13 protein-coding genes and 1 tRNA gene are annotated in these 17,241 nt (G+C 62.7%); 5 read left to right on the top strand and 9 right to left on the bottom strand.

Annotated elements, in window-relative coordinates; genetic code table 11:
- Positions 1–349 precede the first annotated feature (349 nt).
- The 4 genes from ACOX7T_RS14540 to ACOX7T_RS14555 all read right to left on the bottom strand — a co-directional run bounded on the left by ACOX7T_RS14540 (position 350) and on the right by ACOX7T_RS14555 (position 4,747).
- The gene (locus tag ACOX7T_RS14540; protein ID WP_433444056.1) at positions 350–1,834 is read right to left on the bottom strand and encodes a M56 family metallopeptidase; all 1,485 of its coding nucleotides are present in this window, start codon (positions 1,832–1,834) and stop codon (positions 350–352) included.
- The gene (locus tag ACOX7T_RS14545) at positions 1,834–2,214 is read right to left on the bottom strand and encodes a BlaI/MecI/CopY family transcriptional regulator (protein WP_433444058.1); all 381 of its coding nucleotides are present in this window, start codon (positions 2,212–2,214) and stop codon (positions 1,834–1,836) included. The genes ACOX7T_RS14540 and ACOX7T_RS14545 overlap by 1 nt, the downstream gene beginning before the upstream one ends.
- 110 nt (positions 2,215–2,324) lie before the next feature.
- Positions 2,325–4,475 carry a ferrous iron transport protein B gene (feoB, locus tag ACOX7T_RS14550; protein ID WP_433444060.1) on the bottom strand — a complete coding sequence of 717 codons (2,151 nt, stop codon included), beginning with the start codon at positions 4,473–4,475 and terminating at the stop codon, positions 2,325–2,327.
- On the bottom strand, positions 4,466–4,747 hold the full coding sequence (locus ACOX7T_RS14555) for a FeoA family protein (protein WP_433444062.1): 282 nt from the start codon (positions 4,745–4,747) through the stop codon (positions 4,466–4,468). Before ACOX7T_RS14555 ends, feoB begins: the two co-directional genes overlap by 10 nt.
- A gap of 101 nt (positions 4,748–4,848) precedes the next feature.
- On the opposite strand from ACOX7T_RS14555, the gene ACOX7T_RS14560 reads away from it, so the two are divergent.
- The gene (locus tag ACOX7T_RS14560; RefSeq protein ID WP_433444064.1) at positions 4,849–5,532 is read left to right on the top strand and encodes a C40 family peptidase; all 684 of its coding nucleotides are present in this window, start codon (positions 4,849–4,851) and stop codon (positions 5,530–5,532) included.
- A gap of 60 nt (positions 5,533–5,592) precedes the next feature.
- Here ACOX7T_RS14560 and ACOX7T_RS14565 read toward each other — a convergent pair whose 3' ends face one another.
- The 3 genes from ACOX7T_RS14565 to ACOX7T_RS14575 form a co-directional block, all read right to left on the bottom strand.
- A complete protein-coding gene (locus ACOX7T_RS14565) occupies positions 5,593–5,949 on the bottom strand; it encodes an Hpt domain-containing protein (RefSeq protein WP_433444066.1) in 357 nt (118 codons plus the stop codon).
- Positions 5,942–7,054, bottom strand: coding sequence for an HD-GYP domain-containing protein (locus tag ACOX7T_RS14570; protein WP_433444068.1), 1,113 nt, complete (start codon positions 7,052–7,054; stop codon positions 5,942–5,944). Before ACOX7T_RS14570 ends, ACOX7T_RS14565 begins: the two co-directional genes overlap by 8 nt.
- Before the next feature lie 261 nt (positions 7,055–7,315).
- On the bottom strand, positions 7,316–10,369 hold the full coding sequence (locus ACOX7T_RS14575) for an SEL1-like repeat protein (protein ID WP_433444070.1): 3,054 nt from the start codon (positions 10,367–10,369) through the stop codon (positions 7,316–7,318).
- A gap of 278 nt (positions 10,370–10,647) precedes the next feature.
- Here ACOX7T_RS14575 and ACOX7T_RS14580 point away from each other — a divergent pair, with 278 nt between their 5' ends.
- Positions 10,648–12,639, top strand: a complete 1,992-nt coding sequence (locus ACOX7T_RS14580) for a fructose-1,6-bisphosphatase (protein ID WP_433444072.1) — start codon at positions 10,648–10,650, stop codon at positions 12,637–12,639.
- Positions 12,640–12,736: 97 nt separating this feature from the next.
- On the opposite strand, the gene ACOX7T_RS14585 is transcribed toward ACOX7T_RS14580, so the two are convergent.
- Complete coding sequence (locus tag ACOX7T_RS14585; RefSeq protein WP_433444074.1) at positions 12,737–14,422, bottom strand: stalk domain-containing protein; 1,686 nt, start codon at positions 14,420–14,422, stop codon at positions 12,737–12,739.
- Between the two features lie 283 nt (positions 14,423–14,705).
- Between ACOX7T_RS14585 and ACOX7T_RS14590 the strand changes: the two genes are divergently transcribed.
- The gene (locus tag ACOX7T_RS14590) at positions 14,706–15,086 is read left to right on the top strand and encodes a RidA family protein (protein ID WP_433444076.1); all 381 of its coding nucleotides are present in this window, start codon (positions 14,706–14,708) and stop codon (positions 15,084–15,086) included.
- 34 nt (positions 15,087–15,120) lie between these two features.
- Positions 15,121–16,413 (top strand): serine dehydratase subunit alpha family protein, encoded by a 1,293-nt coding sequence (locus ACOX7T_RS14595; RefSeq protein WP_433444078.1) that lies wholly within the window; start codon positions 15,121–15,123, stop codon positions 16,411–16,413.
- Positions 16,414–16,454: 41 nt separating this feature from the next.
- Here the strand turns inward: ACOX7T_RS14595 and ACOX7T_RS14600 are convergent, their stop codons facing one another.
- Positions 16,455–16,883, bottom strand: a complete 429-nt coding sequence (locus ACOX7T_RS14600; protein WP_433444080.1) for a hypothetical protein — start codon at positions 16,881–16,883, stop codon at positions 16,455–16,457.
- A gap of 150 nt (positions 16,884–17,033) precedes the next feature.
- On the opposite strand from ACOX7T_RS14600, the gene ACOX7T_RS14605 reads away from it, so the two are divergent.
- Positions 17,034–17,121: transfer RNA gene (locus ACOX7T_RS14605), tRNA-Leu, on the top strand.
- Positions 17,122–17,241 lie beyond the last annotated feature (120 nt).

Genomic DNA, 17,241 nt, shown 5'->3' on the forward strand with positions numbered 1-17,241 from the left:
TCCACCCCCCCTCCCCCCTCCCCCACACAACACCACCCCCCCCCCACCCCCCCCCCCCCCCCCCCCCCCCCCCCCCCCCCCCCCCCCCCCCCCGCTCTGGCGTCTGCGCAAGAACCTTATGAGTGTAATCTGCCGGTTCTCGGACGGGGGAGCTCGAGGGGGCGGCAGCCCGCCTCGAATGGGAACAAATGCCCTGCAAGCCTTGGCTTGCAGAGCGCGAAGCGAGAACTTTTGTGCCACTGTGCGGCGCAAAAGTAACGGCATTTTTTCAGGCTGTCAAAAAGATTTTATCTTTTTGACAGCCTGAAAGCGGCGCTGTCTTTTCGGACAGCGCCGCTCTTGCTTTTCTTTAATGTACAAAGGTCACGCCGGTAAAGCAGGTCTCCGGGTCGGCCAGTTCCCCGTCCAGCCGAATCTCCACATGGAGATGGGGGCCGGTGGCCATGCCGGTCTGGCCCACATAGCCCACGTTCTGGCCCTGGGTCACCTGGTCCCCCTCCGCCACCGCACAGGCCGACAGATGGGCAAAGAGCACTTCTCCGCCGTCCCAGCCGATGACCACATAGTTGCCGTACTCCTGGTTAAAGGCGGACTCCAGCACCTGGCCGCTCCGGGGCGCGTACACCGCCGCGCCGCTCTCCGCCTGGATATCCAGGCCGTCATGGCTGGTGGTCTCTCCGGTGACGGGGTGCACCCGGTTGCCAAAGGGCATGGTCACCGTCAGGGTGTCGCCGTCCAGAGGAGAGGTCAACTCTTCCTCGGCAGCTCCCGTCTGTTCCTCGGTGGCCAGGGGCTCCGAGATGACCAGCATTTCAGGCTGCTTGCTCTCTTCCGCCTGGCCGGTCAGGTCGGCGGCGTAGGCCCCGGCCAGCACACCGCACAGGCACAGCGCCGCCGCCACGCCCACCGCCACAGCAACCGTCAGCTTTCCTTTGGACTCAAATTTCATAATGGCATACAACCTCTCTTTCAGCTGTTCTCCATCCCTGCTCATGGCAAGGGTCATGTTGTTCTTGGTTGGTCCCGATACAGGCCGGGCCAGGGCCAAGAGAGACGCGCCGTAGACCCTGCGGCCGGACTCATCCAGCTGCCCCAGCACGCTCTCGTCGCAGGAGAGCTCGCATTCCCGGCTCAGCTCCCGCCGGAGCACATAGACCAGCGGGTTGAACCAGTGGACGCACACCGCCGCCTCCGCCAGCCACTTATAGCACAGGTCCAGGCGACGGTAGTGGGTCAGCTCGTGGAGCAGGGCCGCCCTGAGTGCCTCCTCCCCGCTGTTCTCGTCGGGCAGAAGCACCATGGGCCGGAGCAGTCCGGCCTGCATGGGGGACCGGAGACCGGGGCAGACCAGCAGCCTGGGCGCTCTGGTCACCCCCAGCATACGGCAGGCGTCCTCATAGACCGCCTGAGCACGCTCCCCAGCCGTGCGGCTCTCCCGCTCCAGCGTACGGAGGCAGCGGGCATACCGCCACACCGCCCGCAGGGCCAGGTCAGCGGCCACCGTCCCCCACAAAATGACCAGCAGTCCGGGCAGCATGGACAGCAACTCCAGCCCCGCCCCCTGCCGATCCGGCCCGGCCAGGGCCATGTCCGGCGCTCTCAGCCACAGCGCACCGTCAGAAATAGCCTCAGGCAATGCCCGGCTGACACCCTCAGGCAGGCGGATGGCAGGAAACACAGGCAGGAGCAGCCGTGCCAAGGGCACCAGCCAGAGATAGTACTGTCCGCTGTGCCCCAGACGGCGGCGCAGCAGAGGCCGGATGGCCAGCAGCACCACAATGAGCACCGACCCGGACAGGGTCAGGCTGAGCAGCGTGGACAGCGCTCCGCCCATCACGCCTTCCCGCCCTTCTCCCAAAAGGCCTTCAGCTCGTCCAGGTCCTCAGCGGTGAGGCAGTCCTGCTTGAGAAGGGAGGACACCAGCCGCCCGGCATTGCCTCCGTACACCCTGTCCAGAAAGGAGCGGGTCTGCTGGTCGGCGTAGTCCTCTTCCCGCAGAAGAGCCACATACACGTTGAGCCGGCCGTTTTTCTCCACCGCCAGCATATCCTTCTCCACCAGACGGGAGAGAAAGGTGAGTACCGTATTGGCCTTCCAGTCCTTCCCCTGCCCCGCCAGGGCCTCCATCACCTGGGCAAAGCGGGCCCGCCCGCCCCGGCTCCAGACCACCCGCATCAGCTCCAGCTCGGAGTCTGACAGCTGCCGTTTTTCCATGGAAATCCCTCCAATATTTCAACTACAACTTGTAGGTGTATTTACCTTAACATCTTGTAGGCGAAAAGTCAAGCAAAAAAATCCTCTCCCATCGGGAGAGGATTTTTTGCTTACGCCAGCCCCAGCATTCGGGCGGCGGTGGCCACCAGAAAGCACAGCGCCATGCCGATGGCCGTGGGCAGAGCAAAGCCCAGCAGAGTCCACTTCCAGCTGCCGCTCTCTTTGCGGATGGTCATGCAGGTGGTGGAGCAGGGCCAGTGGACCAGAGAGAAGAGCATGGTGCACACCGCTGTCAGCCAGGTCCAGCCCTGGTCGGTGAGCAGGGTGCGCAGGGCGTCCAGGCTCTCGTAATCGGTCAGGCTGCCGGTGGCCAGGTAGGCCATGAGCATAATGGGGATGACAATCTCGTTGGCGGGAAAGCCCAGGATAAAGGCGGCCAGAATCACGCCGTCCATGCCCAGTGCCCTACCCAGCGGGTCTAAAAAGCCGGTGCAGTGGGCCAGCAGGCTGGCACCCCCCACCTGTACGTTGGCCAGCACCCAGATGAGCAGCCCCGCCGGGGCGGCAATCATCACCGCCCGGCCCAGCACAAACAGCGTCCGGTCCAGCACCGAGCGGACAATCACCTGCCCCACCCTGGGGCGGCGGTAGGGCGGCAGCTCCAGGGTAAAGGAGGAGGGCATCCCCTTGAGCACCGTGGCTGACAGCAGCCGGGAGACCTGGAAGGTGAGCAGCACCCCCAGCACAATCACCCCGGTGAGCAGCAGGGCGGACAGCAGCGCCCGCCCCGGCCCGCCGCCGGTGCCCACAAAGAACATGGTAATGATGGCGATGAGGGTGGGAAAACGGCCGTTGCAGGGCACAAAGCTGTTGGTGAGCATGGCGATGAGCCGTTCCCGGGGGGAGTCGATGATGCGGCAGCCCACCACTCCGGCGGCGTTGCAGCCGAAGCCCATGGCCATGGTGAGGGCCTGCTTGCCGCAGGCTCTGGCCTTCTGAAAGGCGTGGTCCAGCACAAAGGCCACCCGCGGCAGGTAGCCGAAGTCCTCCAGCAGGGTAAAGATGGGGAAAAAGATGGCCATGGGGGGCAGCATCACCGACACCACCCAGGCCAGCACCCGGTAGACCCCCAATACCAGCGCCCCGTGGAGCCACTCCGGGGCATTCCAGTATGTAAACAGGTCGGTCAGCCGGTCCTGGAGCCAGAAGAGTCCGTCGGACAGCAGCTGGGAGGGGTAGTTGGCCCCCTGGATGGTCAGCCAGAACACACCCGCCAGCAGGGCCAGCATCACCGGGATACCGGTGGCGCGGCTGGTGAAAATCCGGTCCAGCCTGCGGTCCCGGCGGGCGTAGTCCTCCTTGGTACACTTCACCGCCCCGGCGCACACCGCCTCGGCGGTCATCACCAGCCCGGCAGCCAGCCGGTCTCCCAGGTTCTCCCGGCTGACCCCGCGCATCTCCAGCCATGCCCAGGTCTCCGCCAGGGCGGCGGTCAGCGCCTCATCCTCTGCCAGGCAGACGCCCAGCGTCTCTTCCAGCCTGGCCAGCAGTCCCGGCTCCCCCTCCAGCAGCCGCAGAGCGGTCCAGCGGCTTGGGAGCTTGCCCGCCGTCCGCTCCTCTATCAGCGGGAGCAGGCGCTCCACCGCCGTCTCAATGGGGCCGGGGTACTGCACCCGGATGGGCTTGGGCGGCTGTTCCGCCGCCACTACTCCCTCCAATGCGTCCAGCAGCTCTTCCAGCCCCTGACCCTTTCCGGCGCAGGTCCCCACCGCAGGCACTCCCAGCCGCTCCGACAGCTTCTCCAGGTCCACCCGGATGCCTTTCTTGGCCGCCTCGTCCATCAGGTTGACGCACACCACCGTGCGGGGTTCCAGCTCCAGGGTCTGGAGCACCAGGTTCAGGTTCCGCTCCAGACAGGTGGCGTCGCACACCACAACGGCCCCGTCCGCCCCGCCGAAGCACAGAAAATCACGGGCCACCTCCTCCTCGGCGGAGTGGGCCATGAGGGAGTAAGTACCCGGCAGGTCCACCAGCACATAGCCCCGCCCCCTGTGCTCGCACCGGCCCTGGGCGCTGCCCACCGTCTTGCCCGGCCAGTTTCCTGTGTGCTGGCGCATGCCGGTCAGGCTGTTGAACACCGTGGATTTGCCCACGTTGGGGTTGCCCGCCAGGGCGATGACCCGGTCGTCCGGCCGGAGCTTTTCAATGTTCAGGCCATGGTCCACCGCCGCCGCGCCGGTGGAGGCCCCGGTCAGGCCCACCGGGGCTCCTCCCCCGCAGAGGCCGGGCAAAATGCGTCGGCAGGTGCCACCCGGATACCTGCGGCGTCCCGTCCACGCAGGGCCACCACCGCCCCCCGGATCAGGTAGGCCGACGGGTCCCCCGCCGGGCTGGCGGCCACGCAGGTCACTCTGGTGCCGGGGATGAGGCCCATATCCATCAGGCGGCGGCGCATGGCCCGCTCGCCTGCCACCTCCGCCACCCGGGCGCTTGTACCCACCCCCAGGCCGCAGAGGGAAATCAATTCGCTCATATTGGAACGCTCCTCACATAACATTAGGTGGGGGATGGTTCTCCCCCATCTATCCTATTGAGCCGCTCCCCCGGTGGTGACGGCGTGAGGAGGAAGCGGCTGTGAGACGTCCATACCTGCCACGGCGGAGAAGGCGAAGGAGGAGAAGAAATCCCGGCGGTTGGGGCCGCTTTTGTCGTCTGATAGGCATGATTCTGCTTCTGTCCGGCCTTCTGCTCCCATTTTTGCCCCGGGAGAGTGCGCCAAACGACCAGCTCTCCCCTGCCCCTCCCCTCTCTCTGCCGGAGGATTTATCCCCTCTGCGGCAGTCCATGGTGGAAAACGCCGCCGCCCTCACCGGAAAGGTGGGCTACTTCTGGGGCGGAAAGTCGGTCTGCCTGGGCTGGGACGACCGCTGGGGTGTGCCCGCCCTGGTCACCGCCGACGGGAGCGACACCACCGGCACCCTGGTCCCCTTCGGCCTGGACTGCTCCGGCCTGGTGACCTGGGCGGCGGTCAACGCCGCAGGAGACGCCGACGCCCTCTCCGCCATCGGCAACGGCGTCCGGGATCAGTATTCCCGCTGTACGCCGGTGGCCTGGGAGGAGGCTCAGCCCGGAGACCTGGCCTTTTTCCCCGACCTGAGCCATGTGGGGATTGTGGTGGGTACCACGGAGGCAGGCACTTTGGAGGTGGTCCACTGCTCCAAGACCCTGGGGGGCGTGGTCCGCTCTCCTGATGGAGCGACCATCGGCTTTGCCCTTATTGGCCGCCCGGCGTTCTATCAGATTTACGGCGAGATGTAAAAAGAACCCGCCGGACCGGAGAATATCTCCGTTCCGGCGGGGTTTCTGTTTTAATTCCAGTCAGCCCAGGGCCAAAATGGCCTCCAAAGCCCGGTTGTAGTCCTCGGTGATCTGGGGCATCATGGCGGCGGCGGCATCCCAGTCGCCGGCCCGCATCAGTGTCACCTGGCGGTCAAAGCCGGTGAACAGCGGCTTGATGGACAGGTTGCCGCACAGGCCCTTCAGGGTGTGGGCAGCGTTGACCGCTCCCTCGTGGTCACCGGCCTCCAGAGCGGCGGTAAGGGTCGCAAACCCCTTGTCCGCAGGGAACTTCTTCAAAAAGCGCTCCAGCATGGCCTCGCTGCCCATAAAGCGCTCCAGGGCCTCGTCCACATTCACGCCCGCGGCGGTCAGTCCCTCTCTGATCTGACTATCCATTTTCAGTCTCCTCCTTCGGCCTCTGATACAGAACACTCAGCTCCTGCTCCACCTGGAAGAAGCACTCCAGCAGTTCGGGATTGAAGGTGCCGCACTCTCCGTCCCGGATCATGCGCAGGGCCTTCTCCCGGCCGAAGGCGTCCTTGTAGACCCGCTTGCTGACCAGGGCGTCGTACACGTCGGCCAGGGAGACAATCTGAGCCCAGATGGAGATCTCATCCCCCTTCAGACCATCGGGATAGCCCCGGCCGTCCCACCGCTCGTGGTGGTGGCGGGCGATGTCGCAGGCGTAACGGTAGGCACCCAGCTCCCGCATCTGGGGAATCCGCTCCAGCATATGGGCACCCTGGATGGTGTGGGTCTTCATGATCTCGAACTCCTCCGGCGTCAGGCGGCCGGGCTTGTTGAGAATGGCGTCCGGGATAGCGATTTTGCCCACGTCGTGCATGATGGCTGCCAGGGCGATGGCGTCAATGTCCTCCAGCGACATTCCGGCGCCCAGTGAGGTGTGCTCCAGCATGTAGCGGGTAATGTCGTGAATCCGTCGGACATGCTCCCCCGACTCACCGTTTCGAAACTCAATGGCGGTGGACAGGGACTCAATCATACCCCGGTTGAGCTCAATAATCTGCTCAGCCTGCCGCAGCAGCGCGGACTGCTGCCGCTCCACCACGCTGCCCAGCCGTTTTCTGGCCCGAAACAGCTCCACCACCGACTTCACCCGCCGCTCCACCACATAGGGAATGACCGGCTTGCTGATAACGTCCATGACGCCCAGCTGGTAGGCCTCCCGCATGGTATCGCCGCTGGCCTCAGCAGTGATGAGGAACACCGGAATCCGGCTCAGGATTCCCTGCTCCGCCAATGCCCGGAGCACCTGGATACCGTTCATCTCCGGCATGACCACATCCAGCAGCACTGCACAGAGACTGTTCCGCAGATCCAGCACGGCTTCCAGCCCCTCCCGGCCGTTCTCCCGCTGTTCAATGTTATAGGACGACGAAAAAATATTCTCCAGAATCACCCGGTTCATCTCGTCGTCGTCCACAATCAGCATTGTATCCGGATCCGGATGGGTACTTCGGTTATGATGTTCAAGCTCCATGGTCCACACTTCCTTTTCTCTCCGGGCACATCCCCGGGAGCGGTCCTGTTCCCCACTCTCTTATCTTTTTGCGGCCATGCTGTTTTAAGAAATTGCGCGGCATACGCCGCCCGAACAGACCGCAGAACAACTTTTTTGTAATAATGTTATTATAAATTATGTTTTTATCAATTGCAACTCCCCGAATGGAAGAAAACGGATAGGGAGAGTGCGACCACGCCGTTCTCCCTATCCGTTCCTCATCTTACCTTATACCCGGCTTCAGCCGCCGAACAGCCGCTTGAAAATGGATTTTTTGGCCTGGTGGTGCTCCGGCTTGACGGCATGGAGCTTCTTCAGGCTCTCCTCCGCCTCCCGGCTGCCCTGCCGGGCCGCCTCCTGGTAGAGCTGCTCCGCCCGGGCCCGATCGGGCTCTGTGCCCACGCCGTCCCGGCAGCAGTCGGCCAGCAGGTTCATGGCCCGGACCGAGCCCTGCTCAGCCGCCCGCTTGAACCACTCCACCGCGCCCGCCGGATTGCGGGCTGTACCGATGCCGTTGAGGAGGCAGTAGCCCAGATTGCACTGGGCGGCCCGGTCCCCGCTCTCGGCGGCCCTGGTGTACCATTCCACCGCCTTGGCTGTGTCTGCCGCCACGCCGGTGCCCTGCTCATAGCACAATCCCAGATTGCACTGAGCGGGGGCATAGCCCCGTTCCGCGGCGCGGGTCAGGTACTCCACGCACTTTTTCTCGTCCTTCATGACGCCTGTGCCGTCCCGATAGCAGCCCCCCAGCAGACACATGGCCCGCAGAGAGCCCTGCTTGGCCGCCTTGTGCAGCCAGGAGACACCCCGGCCCGGGTCTTTTTTCGCTCCGATGCCCTCCAGATAGCAGTAGCCCAGGTTGCACTGGGAGGTCTCATCTCCGGCCTGGGCGCCCCGGGTGTAGTACTCCACGGCCTTCACCTTGTTTTCCGGCACACCCTCGCCGGTCTCGTAGCAATAGCCAAGGCTGCAGAAGGCGGACACATAGCCATCCTCAATGGCCTGCTTGTAGCAGTCTACCGCCTGCTCCAGGTTCCGGTTCACACCTACGCCCCTCCGGTAGCAGTCGCCCAGAATGCTGAGGGCCCGGCCAAAGCCCTGGGCCGCCGCACGTCTGAGCCACTCCACCGCCTGACCCTCATCCTCATGCACGCCGATGCCGTTAAGGTAGCACACCGCCAGGTTGCACTGGGCAGGGGCATACCCCTGCTCCCCGGCCTGACGGTACAGCTCCGCTGCCCGGGGCGGGTCCTGCTCCACGCCGTCGCCGTTCTCATAGCACAGGCCCAGGCTGCACTGGGCGGGGGGATAGCCCTGCTCCGCCGCCAGCGTATACCATCTGACCGATTCCTGCTCGTCAGCCTCCACGCCCCGGCCGTCCCGCAGGCAGCTGGCCAGCAGGCTCTGGGCGCGGGGATAGCCCTGCTCCGCCGCACGCCGGAACCACTTTACCGCCTCATCGGACCGCTCCACTGTCCCGGTGCCTGTGAGCAGGCAGTAGCCCAGGTTGCACTGGGCGCCAGCATAGCCCATCTGGGCTGCCTGACGGTAGTACTCCACCGCCTGCTTCTCGTCCTGCTCCACGCCGCTGCCCATCTCGTAGCACAATCCCAGGTCACAGATGGCCATGGCATAGCCCTGCTCCATCGCCTGGCGGTAGAGCTCCACAGCCTTCTTTTCATCCTTCTCAATGCCGGTGCCGTTGCGGTAGCAGTCGCCCAGAATGTCCATGGCCCGGGCAAAGCCCCGCGCCACGGAGTTTTTCAGCCACACCACGGCCTGCTCCGCGTCCGCCTCCGTGCCGATGCCGTTGAGACAGCACACCGCCAGGTTGCACTGGGCGGGGGCATAGCCCTGCTCCGCCGCCTTGGTGTACCATTCCACGGCCCGCTTCTCGTCCTGCTCCACGCCGCTGCCGATCTCATAGCACAGACCCAGGGCACACTGGGCGGGCACATACCCCAGGTCGGCAGCCCGCTGGTAGCAGGCGGCGGATGCGGCCTCGTCCTTTTCCACGCCGGTGCCCTCGCCCAGGCAGTCGCCCAGAATGCTGATGGCCCGGGGGAACTCCTGCTCCGCTGCCCGCTTCAGCCAGGTCACGGCCTCTTCCACGTTCTTCTCCACGCCAATGCCGTTGAGCAGGCAGAAAGCCAGGTTGCACTGGGCAGGGGCGTAGCCCAGCTCACCGGAGCGGCGGTAGAGCTCCGTTCCCCGCTTCTCATCCTTCTCCACGCCCTCGCCGTTCTCGTAGCACAATCCCAGATCGCACAGGGCGGGGGGATACTCCTGTTCCGCGCTGCGGCGGTAATATTCCGCGGCCTTTTCCAGGTCCTTCTCCACGCCCCGGCCGTCCTGGTACAGGCAGCCCATGAGCCGCAGCGCCCGGGGATAGTCCTGCTCCGCCGACCGGCCAATCCACTCCGCCGCCTTGACGTCGTCCTGCTCCACGCCGATGGCGGCCAGATAGCAGTAGCCCAGATTGCACTGGGCGGGGGCATACTCAGCCTCAGCGGCCTGGGTGTAGCACTCCACCGCCTTCTCCAGGTCCTCGGCTACGCCGCTGCCGCTCTCGTAGCACAATCCCAGGTCGCACACGGCGGGTATGTAACGCTTTTCCGCCGCCCGGCGGAAGAGCCCGGCCGCCTTCTCCAGGTCCTGCTCCACACCCCGGCCGTCCCGGTAGCAGCAGCCCAGCAGGCTGATGCCCCGCGGGAAATCCTGCTCCGCCGACTGCCGCAGCAGCTCGGCGGCATGGCTGTCATCCCGCTCCACGCCGATGGCGTTGAGGTAGCACACCGCCAGGTTGCACTGGCCGGGGGCATAGCCCTGGTCGGCAGAGAGCTGGTAGAGCTCCGCCGCCCGGACCGGGTCATGCTCCACGCCGCTGCCGTTCTCATAGCACAGGCCCAGGCTGCACTGACCCGGCGCGTAGTCCTCATCCACGCAGCGCTGGAACAGCTCCACCGCCTGCTTTTCGTCCCGCTCAACGCCCTCACCCAGCTGGTAGCAGCGGCCCAGAGCTTCCACGGCCCGCATGTCGCCCTGCTCCGCCGCCTGGGCAAACCAGTATGCGGCCTTGGCCATGTCACGGTCCACGCCGTCTCCGTCGGCGTATTTCATGGCCAGATCGTACTGGACGGAGATATCGCCCAGTTCAGCCTGGTCCAGCAGGGTCTGGAACTCCTCCCGGGACTTCTGAAGTCCGGCTACCGCCCGCTGAATCAGCTCTGTATTGACAAAGACCACCTGATCTCCGTTAAAAAATTCCGCTCTATCCTCATTTTCAGGGCACATGAAAAACACCTCTCAGTCCTTTTTACTCTACCAGTCAAAGCAGGTTCTGTCAATGCGGAGGGCACCCTCCATTTACCGCCGCCGGGGTCTCTTTATGACGCCGCCAGGTTTGCCCGGCCGAATTTTTCCCCGTATTTTTCCGTAAATTCACACAAAATATACTTTTCATTTTTCACTTCCATGCTACAATATATCTTATAGATTCCCTGTATGCAGTCAGTCCGGCCCTCCGCTCCCGCGGGGCCGCATTCCCACCTGTCTTTGGAAGGAGGACCCCAATGAAAAAGAAAGCCGACGCTTCTGTCCCCAGCCTGCGCTATCTCCAGATGCTCTCCCGCCAGTACCCCACGGTCCAGGCCGCCAGCAGTGAGATCATCAACCTCCAGGCCATTCTGAACCTGCCCAAGGGCACTGAGCACTTTATCTCCGATGTTCACGGCGAGTACGAGGCCTTTCTCCACATCATGAACTCCGCCTCCGGCGTGGTGCGTGAGAAGGTGGACGAGCTCTTCTCCTCCAGCGTGTCCAAGGCGGAGCGGGACCAGCTGGCCACCCTCATCTACTACCCCGAGGAGAAGCTGGCCCGGGTGGCCAAAGAGACCGAGGACATGGAGGAGTGGTACCGCATCACCCTCCACCGGCTCATCGACATCTGCCGCATGGTCACGTCCAAGTACACCCGAAGCAAGGTCCGCAAGGCCATGCCCAAGGAGTACGCCTACATCATCGACGAGCTGATCAACACCAACTACGAGTACCATAATAAACGCTCCAACTACGAGAATATCATATCCACCATCATCGACATTGACCGGGCCGAGGACTTTATCGTGGCCGTGTGCGAACTCATCAAGCGCATGGTGGTGGACCACCTCCACATTGTGGGCGACATGTTCGACCGGGGCCCCCGTGCGGACATTATCATGGACTACCTGACCGAGTACCACTCGGTGGACATCCAGTGGGGCAACCACGACGTGCTGTGGATGGGCGCCGCCACCGGCAGCCGCACCCTGGTGGCCACGGTGCTGTCCAACTCCATCCACTACAACAACCTGGAGGTCATTGAGACGGGCTACGGCATCTCCCTGCGGCCCCTGGCCGTGTTTGCCAATGAGTTCTACAAGGATGTGGACTGCTCCTGCTTCAAGGCCAAATTCGCCGGGGACGACGCCAACAACTACACCGAGAAGGACAAGGCCCTGGCCGCCCGGATGCACAAGGCCATCACCATCATCCTCTTCAAGCTGGAGGGCCAGAAGATTCTCCGTCACCCCGAGTTCGGCATGGAGGACCGGCTGCTGCTGGACAAGATCGACTATGAGAAGAAGTCCATCACCATCAACGGCGTGGAGTACCAGCTCTCCGACACCGACTTCCCCACCGTGGACCGCTCCAACCCCTACGAGCTCTCCCCCGAGGAGGACGAGGTCATCAACCAGCTGACCAACTCCTTCCAGCGCAGCGAGAAGCTCCAGCGGCACGTCCGCTTCCTCTACTCCAAGGGCGGTCTGTACAAGATTTACAACGGCAACCTGCTGCTTCACGGCTGCATCCCCCTGACGCCGGAGGGCGATCTGCTCACCTTCCGTGCGGACGGAAAAACGCTCTCCGGCCGGGCCTTCCTGGACTACGCCGAGGCGGTGGCCCGCCAGGGTTATTACGCCAAGCCGGGCAGCGAGGAGCGGCAGTACGGCATGGACTACCTCTGGTTCCTGTGGTGCGGCCGCGGCTCCCCCGTCTTTGGCCGGGACCGGATGACCACCTTTGAGCGGCGGCTCATCAAGGACGAGTCCTCCTGGGCCGAGCCCAAGAACGCCTACTACACCTTCTACAACGACCCGGCGGTGTGCGAGCGGCTGCTGAAGGAGTTCGGCCTGGAGGGCCCCCACTGCCACATTATCAACGGCCACGTGCCCGTCAAGTCCCGGAAGGGCGAGAGCCCCATCAAGGGCGGCGGCAAGCTCATCGTCATCGACGGCGGTTTCTGCCGGGCCTACCAGCCCACCACCGGCATCGCCGGCTACACGCTCATCTACAACTCCGAGTCCATGCGCATCGTCTCCCACGAGCCCTTTGAGGGCCGGGAGAACGCCATCCGGGAGAACCGGGACATTCTCTCCTCCTCGGTGGTATTTGAGCGGATGGACGACAAGGTCAAAATCCGCGCCACCGATATCGGCAGCGAGCTCCAGCGCCAGGTGGACGACCTGAAGGCCCTTCTGGCCGCCTACCGCTCCGGTCAGGTCAAGGAGGACCACCGGAGCTGAGTACCCATACACAGTACAGGCCCCCCGGCGCTGCCGGGGGGCCTGTTGTTATGCTGTGTCAAGGTTCTGCGCTGTCCGCGTTCCGCGGCAGGACGTATCAGTCATCCCAATCGTCCCAGTCATCCCAGTGGTCCTTATACCAGCCCCGGTGCCAGCCGTTGTCGTGGCCGTTGTTCCAGCCCCAGCGGTCATGGTAGTTCCACCAGTCGTCGTCATCATCGTCATCATCCCAGTCAAGCAGGTCCTCCAGGTAGTCCATGGCGTCGTCCGCACGGTCCTCCGCCTGGTCCAGCATGCTCTCCAGGGAGCGGTACTCGCTCTTGGTCAGTTTGCTCTGCTTGTAGGCGTTCTCCAGTGCGTCCTCCAGGTTTTCACACTCCTGGTCCAGCGCCTTCAGGTCCTGAATCAGCTGCTGGCCGTTCTTCCAGCCGTCGGTCCAGATCTTCTCTGCCAGGTCGGCAATCCGTCCGGCCAGTATGTTGATCTGATTGACATAATCGTCGTAGGAGCCGCCGGGCGTGACGGGATCGTCATCCGGATCCTCCCACTCGCCCTGGAACATCTTCTCCTTCAGGTCGGCCCGGGCGTTCTTTACCCGTGTATCCAGCCCGCCCAGACGGCTGTTCAGGCTGTTGTACTCGCTGTAAGAGGTGCGGCCCTGCCGCAGGTCGTCGTTGATGATGGAGTACTCGCTGGAGATATCCTTGCTCAGGGCGCTGAACTTCTCCTCAATGGCCAGATACTCCTTCACCCGCTCGATGTAGTCCTGGGAGGGCTTCAGGTCCCTGACCTCCTGCTCCAGAGCGGCAGTGCGGCTTTCCAGCTCCTTGATGACCGCGTCCGCCACCTGATAGGCCGTGCCGCTGGCGGCGTTCTTCTCCTCCAGGTTAGCCCGGGCGTCCTTGGCCCGGGTGTCCAGGGAGTTGGCCCGGCTGTTCAGGCTGTTGTACTCAGAGGTGGTGATGCGGTTCTGGATGTAGTCATCGTTGATGGTCTTGTAACGGGTACTGATCTGCTCATACAGATTCTCCAGCCGGAGGGAGAGGGCGGCGTAGGACTGGGCCTGCTCCACGGTGGTGGGGGCGGGCTTGAAGGACTCGATGGCCTTCTCCAGCTCGGTCATGGCGCTCTCCAGCTCAGTGAGGTTGTTGGCAGAGATCTGATAGGCGGTGAGCTTGCCGGTTTCGTCGGCGATGGTCTTGGTCTCCAGGTCGGTGTAGGCGTCCTTCAGACGGACGTCTACCTTGCCCAGCCGGCTGTTCAGGTCGTTAAACTCAGCCAGGGTGAGCTTGCCTGCGCTGAAATCGCTGTTGGTCTCCTCTACCAGGGCATCCAGTCCGGCCCGCAGGTCGTCCAGGTCACCCACCAGGGCGGCGTACTGCTTGGCACGCTCCATATAGGTGGACGCGGGTGTCAGACCGTCAATGGCCTTCTCCGAGCGGGTCATGCCCTTCTCCAGGTCATCCACAGTGGGATAAAGGGCGGCGGGCTCCAGTACCTTTTCGGTGAGGATAACGGTCTGGGTGGCGCTGTCCCACTCCACGGTCTGGCCCAGGATCTCGCCCAGCGCCCGGACGGGGAGGTAGGTGGTGCCCTCATAGCTGATGGGGTAGACGGTCTTTCCGTTCTTGTCGGTCATGGTGCGGGCCATGCCGTCTACCTCTACGGTGATGTCAGGGCGCAGGTCCGCAATGATTTGCTGAATTCCGCTGGCGGCTGCGGCCCCGACGGCCAGCACGCCCAGCAGCACGGCGGCGATGACGGCTGTTCTCATGCGTTTCATATCCATTTCTCCTTTTCCGGCGGCATACGCCATTTTTTAGGGGATATGCTGTTGTGAGCCCTTCACCTTAATACCGCATGAGCAGGGTATTTTGTTACAGAAAATAAAAATTTTCCACTTAGTATCTAAAAGTTTTTTTGGTTCTAAAATATTTTTTCTTTTTTGCCTTCCACATACATTGACAAAGCCGTTTTTTTCCTCTATTCTTTTTCATATAAGGCTCTCACCTCACATCTGTGAGGCTGCTTTCAGCTTTTATTTCAAATGAAGGAGGATCTTTCCCATGAAAGAAATCATCAGCACTACCGGCGCGCCCGGCGCTATCGGGCCCTACTCCCAGGCTGCCAAGGCCGGCGGTTTCCTCTTCGTCTCCGGCCAGCTCCCCATCGATCCCGCCACCGGTGCCTTTGCCGGCGATGATATTACCGCTCAGACCCGCCAGTCCCTCACCAATGTGAAGAACATTGTAGAGGCCGCCGGCATGACCATGGACGACGTCCTCCGCGTGGGCGTGTTCCTCAAGGACATGGAGCACTTCGCCGCCATGAACGCCGTGTACGGCGAGTTCTTCACCGGCGATTGCCCCGCCCGTGCCGCCGTCCAGGTAGCCCGCCTGCCCAAGGACGCCCTGGTGGAGATTGAGGCTGTGGCCTACAAGGGCTGAGCCGCCTGATTTTTATACAAAGGAAGGACAGTCTATGGATCAGCAGACAATGCAGGTTCTGCGTGACGCTATGGCTGCCGGGATGAAGGTGGCCACCGGCTGTACTGAGCCGGTGGCCATCGCCTTTGCCGGCGCCACCGCCCGGGCACAGACCTCCGGTCCCATTGAGCGCATTATTCTCCGCGCTTCTGCCAATATCATCAAAAATGCCTTTGTGGTGGGTATCCCCGGTACCGAGTTTACCGGCCCCAAGTATGCCGTGGCCATCGGCGCCGTATGCGGCGATCCGGCCAAGGAGCTGGAGCTGCTGGAACATCTGGATCCGGCGGGTGTCGCCCAGGCCGCCCAGCTGGTGCAGGACGGGAAGGTGGAGCTGGATCGTGCAGACACCCCCGCCAAGCTGTACATCGAGGTGGAGCTCCATACCGCCGCCGACACCGTGGTGGTCCGGGTAGTGGGCTCACACACCCATGTGGACTCCATTGTGAAAAACGGTACTGTGGTCTACCAGAACAGCTGTGCTGTTGAGGGCGGCGATCACACCGAGGGTCTCAACTGCCGTCTGGCCGATGTGTATGAGTTCTGCACTACCGCCCCTCTGGAGGAGTTCTCCCTGGTGGAGCAGGCTATCACCCTCAACTCCAAAATTGCCCAGGAGGGCCTGACCAACGACTACGGCCTCCGGGTGGGCAAGACCATCCTGGAGGACGTCCGGGCGGGCGCCCTGGCCAACGACACCACCAACTACGCCATGACCCTGGCGGGCGCCGCCGCCGATGCCCGTATGGCCGGTGTGGATCTGCCCGTCATGTCCAACTCCGGCTCGGGCAACCAGGGCATCGCCGCCACCATGCCGGTGGTGGCTGTATGGGAGCGTGTGGACGGGAAGGACCGTGAGAAGTTGATCCGGGCCTGCGCCCTGTCCAACCTCATCACCATCTATATCAAGTCCCGGTTCGGCGTGCTCTCCGCCCTGTGCGGCGCCGTGGTGGCCTCCACCGGCGTGGCCAGCGCAGTGGTGTGGCTCCGGGGCGGCGGTCTGGGTGAGATTGCCTGCGCCATCTCCAACGTGCTGGGCAATGTGGCCGGCATGCTGTGCGACGGCGCAAAAGCCTCCTGCGCGCTGAAGATCTCCACCTGCACCAACGCCGCCATGCTGGCTGCCACTCTGGCCATGCGCCATCTCCGGGTGGCCTCCAACGAGGGCATCGTGGAACAGCGGCCTGAGTACACCATTGATAACTTCGCCCTGCTGGGCAACGAGGGCTCCGATGAGCTGGATCGGCTTATTCTGGATATGATTATCCACAAGAAGGACGCTACCTAAAACGAAAGGGCGGTGCGCACTCTGCGCACCGCCCTTTGTTCTCAAAGAAATTTTTTCAGCTGCTGCACGTTATCCTCTTCCGATTTGAGCAGCCGTTCCATCAGCGCCCGGGTATCCCGGTCCGCTTCGGGATACTTCTTCAGGTTCTTCACTGCATTGATGACGCCCATATTGCTGCCTATCATCATCATCTCCGCCACGTGGGAGGCAGAATGGTCCGTCAGTGTCTGCATGTCAATCATCAGGTTGGTTCGCATCTTTTCAAAGGCAGTCAGTCCCTTCTGATTGCACCCACTGCGCTCCATCAGGTTGCCAGCCTCCCGCTCAAAGGCGCTGTACTCCCTCTTCTGTGCCTCCAGGTGCCGCCGGAACTCCTGATCCTCCACGATATCCAATAGTTTGTCAATGCTTCTGGTGCCCATCTCCGCATTTTGATAGACATAATTGAGCAGTGCGCTGTCACTGTCCATTTGCCTCACTCCTTCCCGCCTTACAGTGTGTCCGTTGGTCCGAAAAATATTTTCGAATTTTTTCGAGAAAAGTGTTGACAGATCGAATTCAGCGTGATAGTATATCATCTGTCGCTGAGCTCCATAAGTGAGCCGGACAAGAAAAGAAATGCGCGAGTGGTGGAATTGGCAGACTCGCTAGATTCAGGTTCTAGTGTGCATTACGCACGTGCGGGTTCAAGTCCCGCCTCGCGCACCATAACTGGACACCAGTTTTGATACAATTTGTATCGAAGCGGGTGTCCAGTTTCTTTTTGCAAAAGCCCCTATTTGCAAGGGTTTTCCTATACCTTTTAACGATAACAGGCTCTACGGTGGT

This window comes from Pseudoflavonifractor sp. (assembly GCF_050943825.1).
Lineage (GTDB): Bacteria > Bacillota > Clostridia > Oscillospirales > Oscillospiraceae > Pseudoflavonifractor.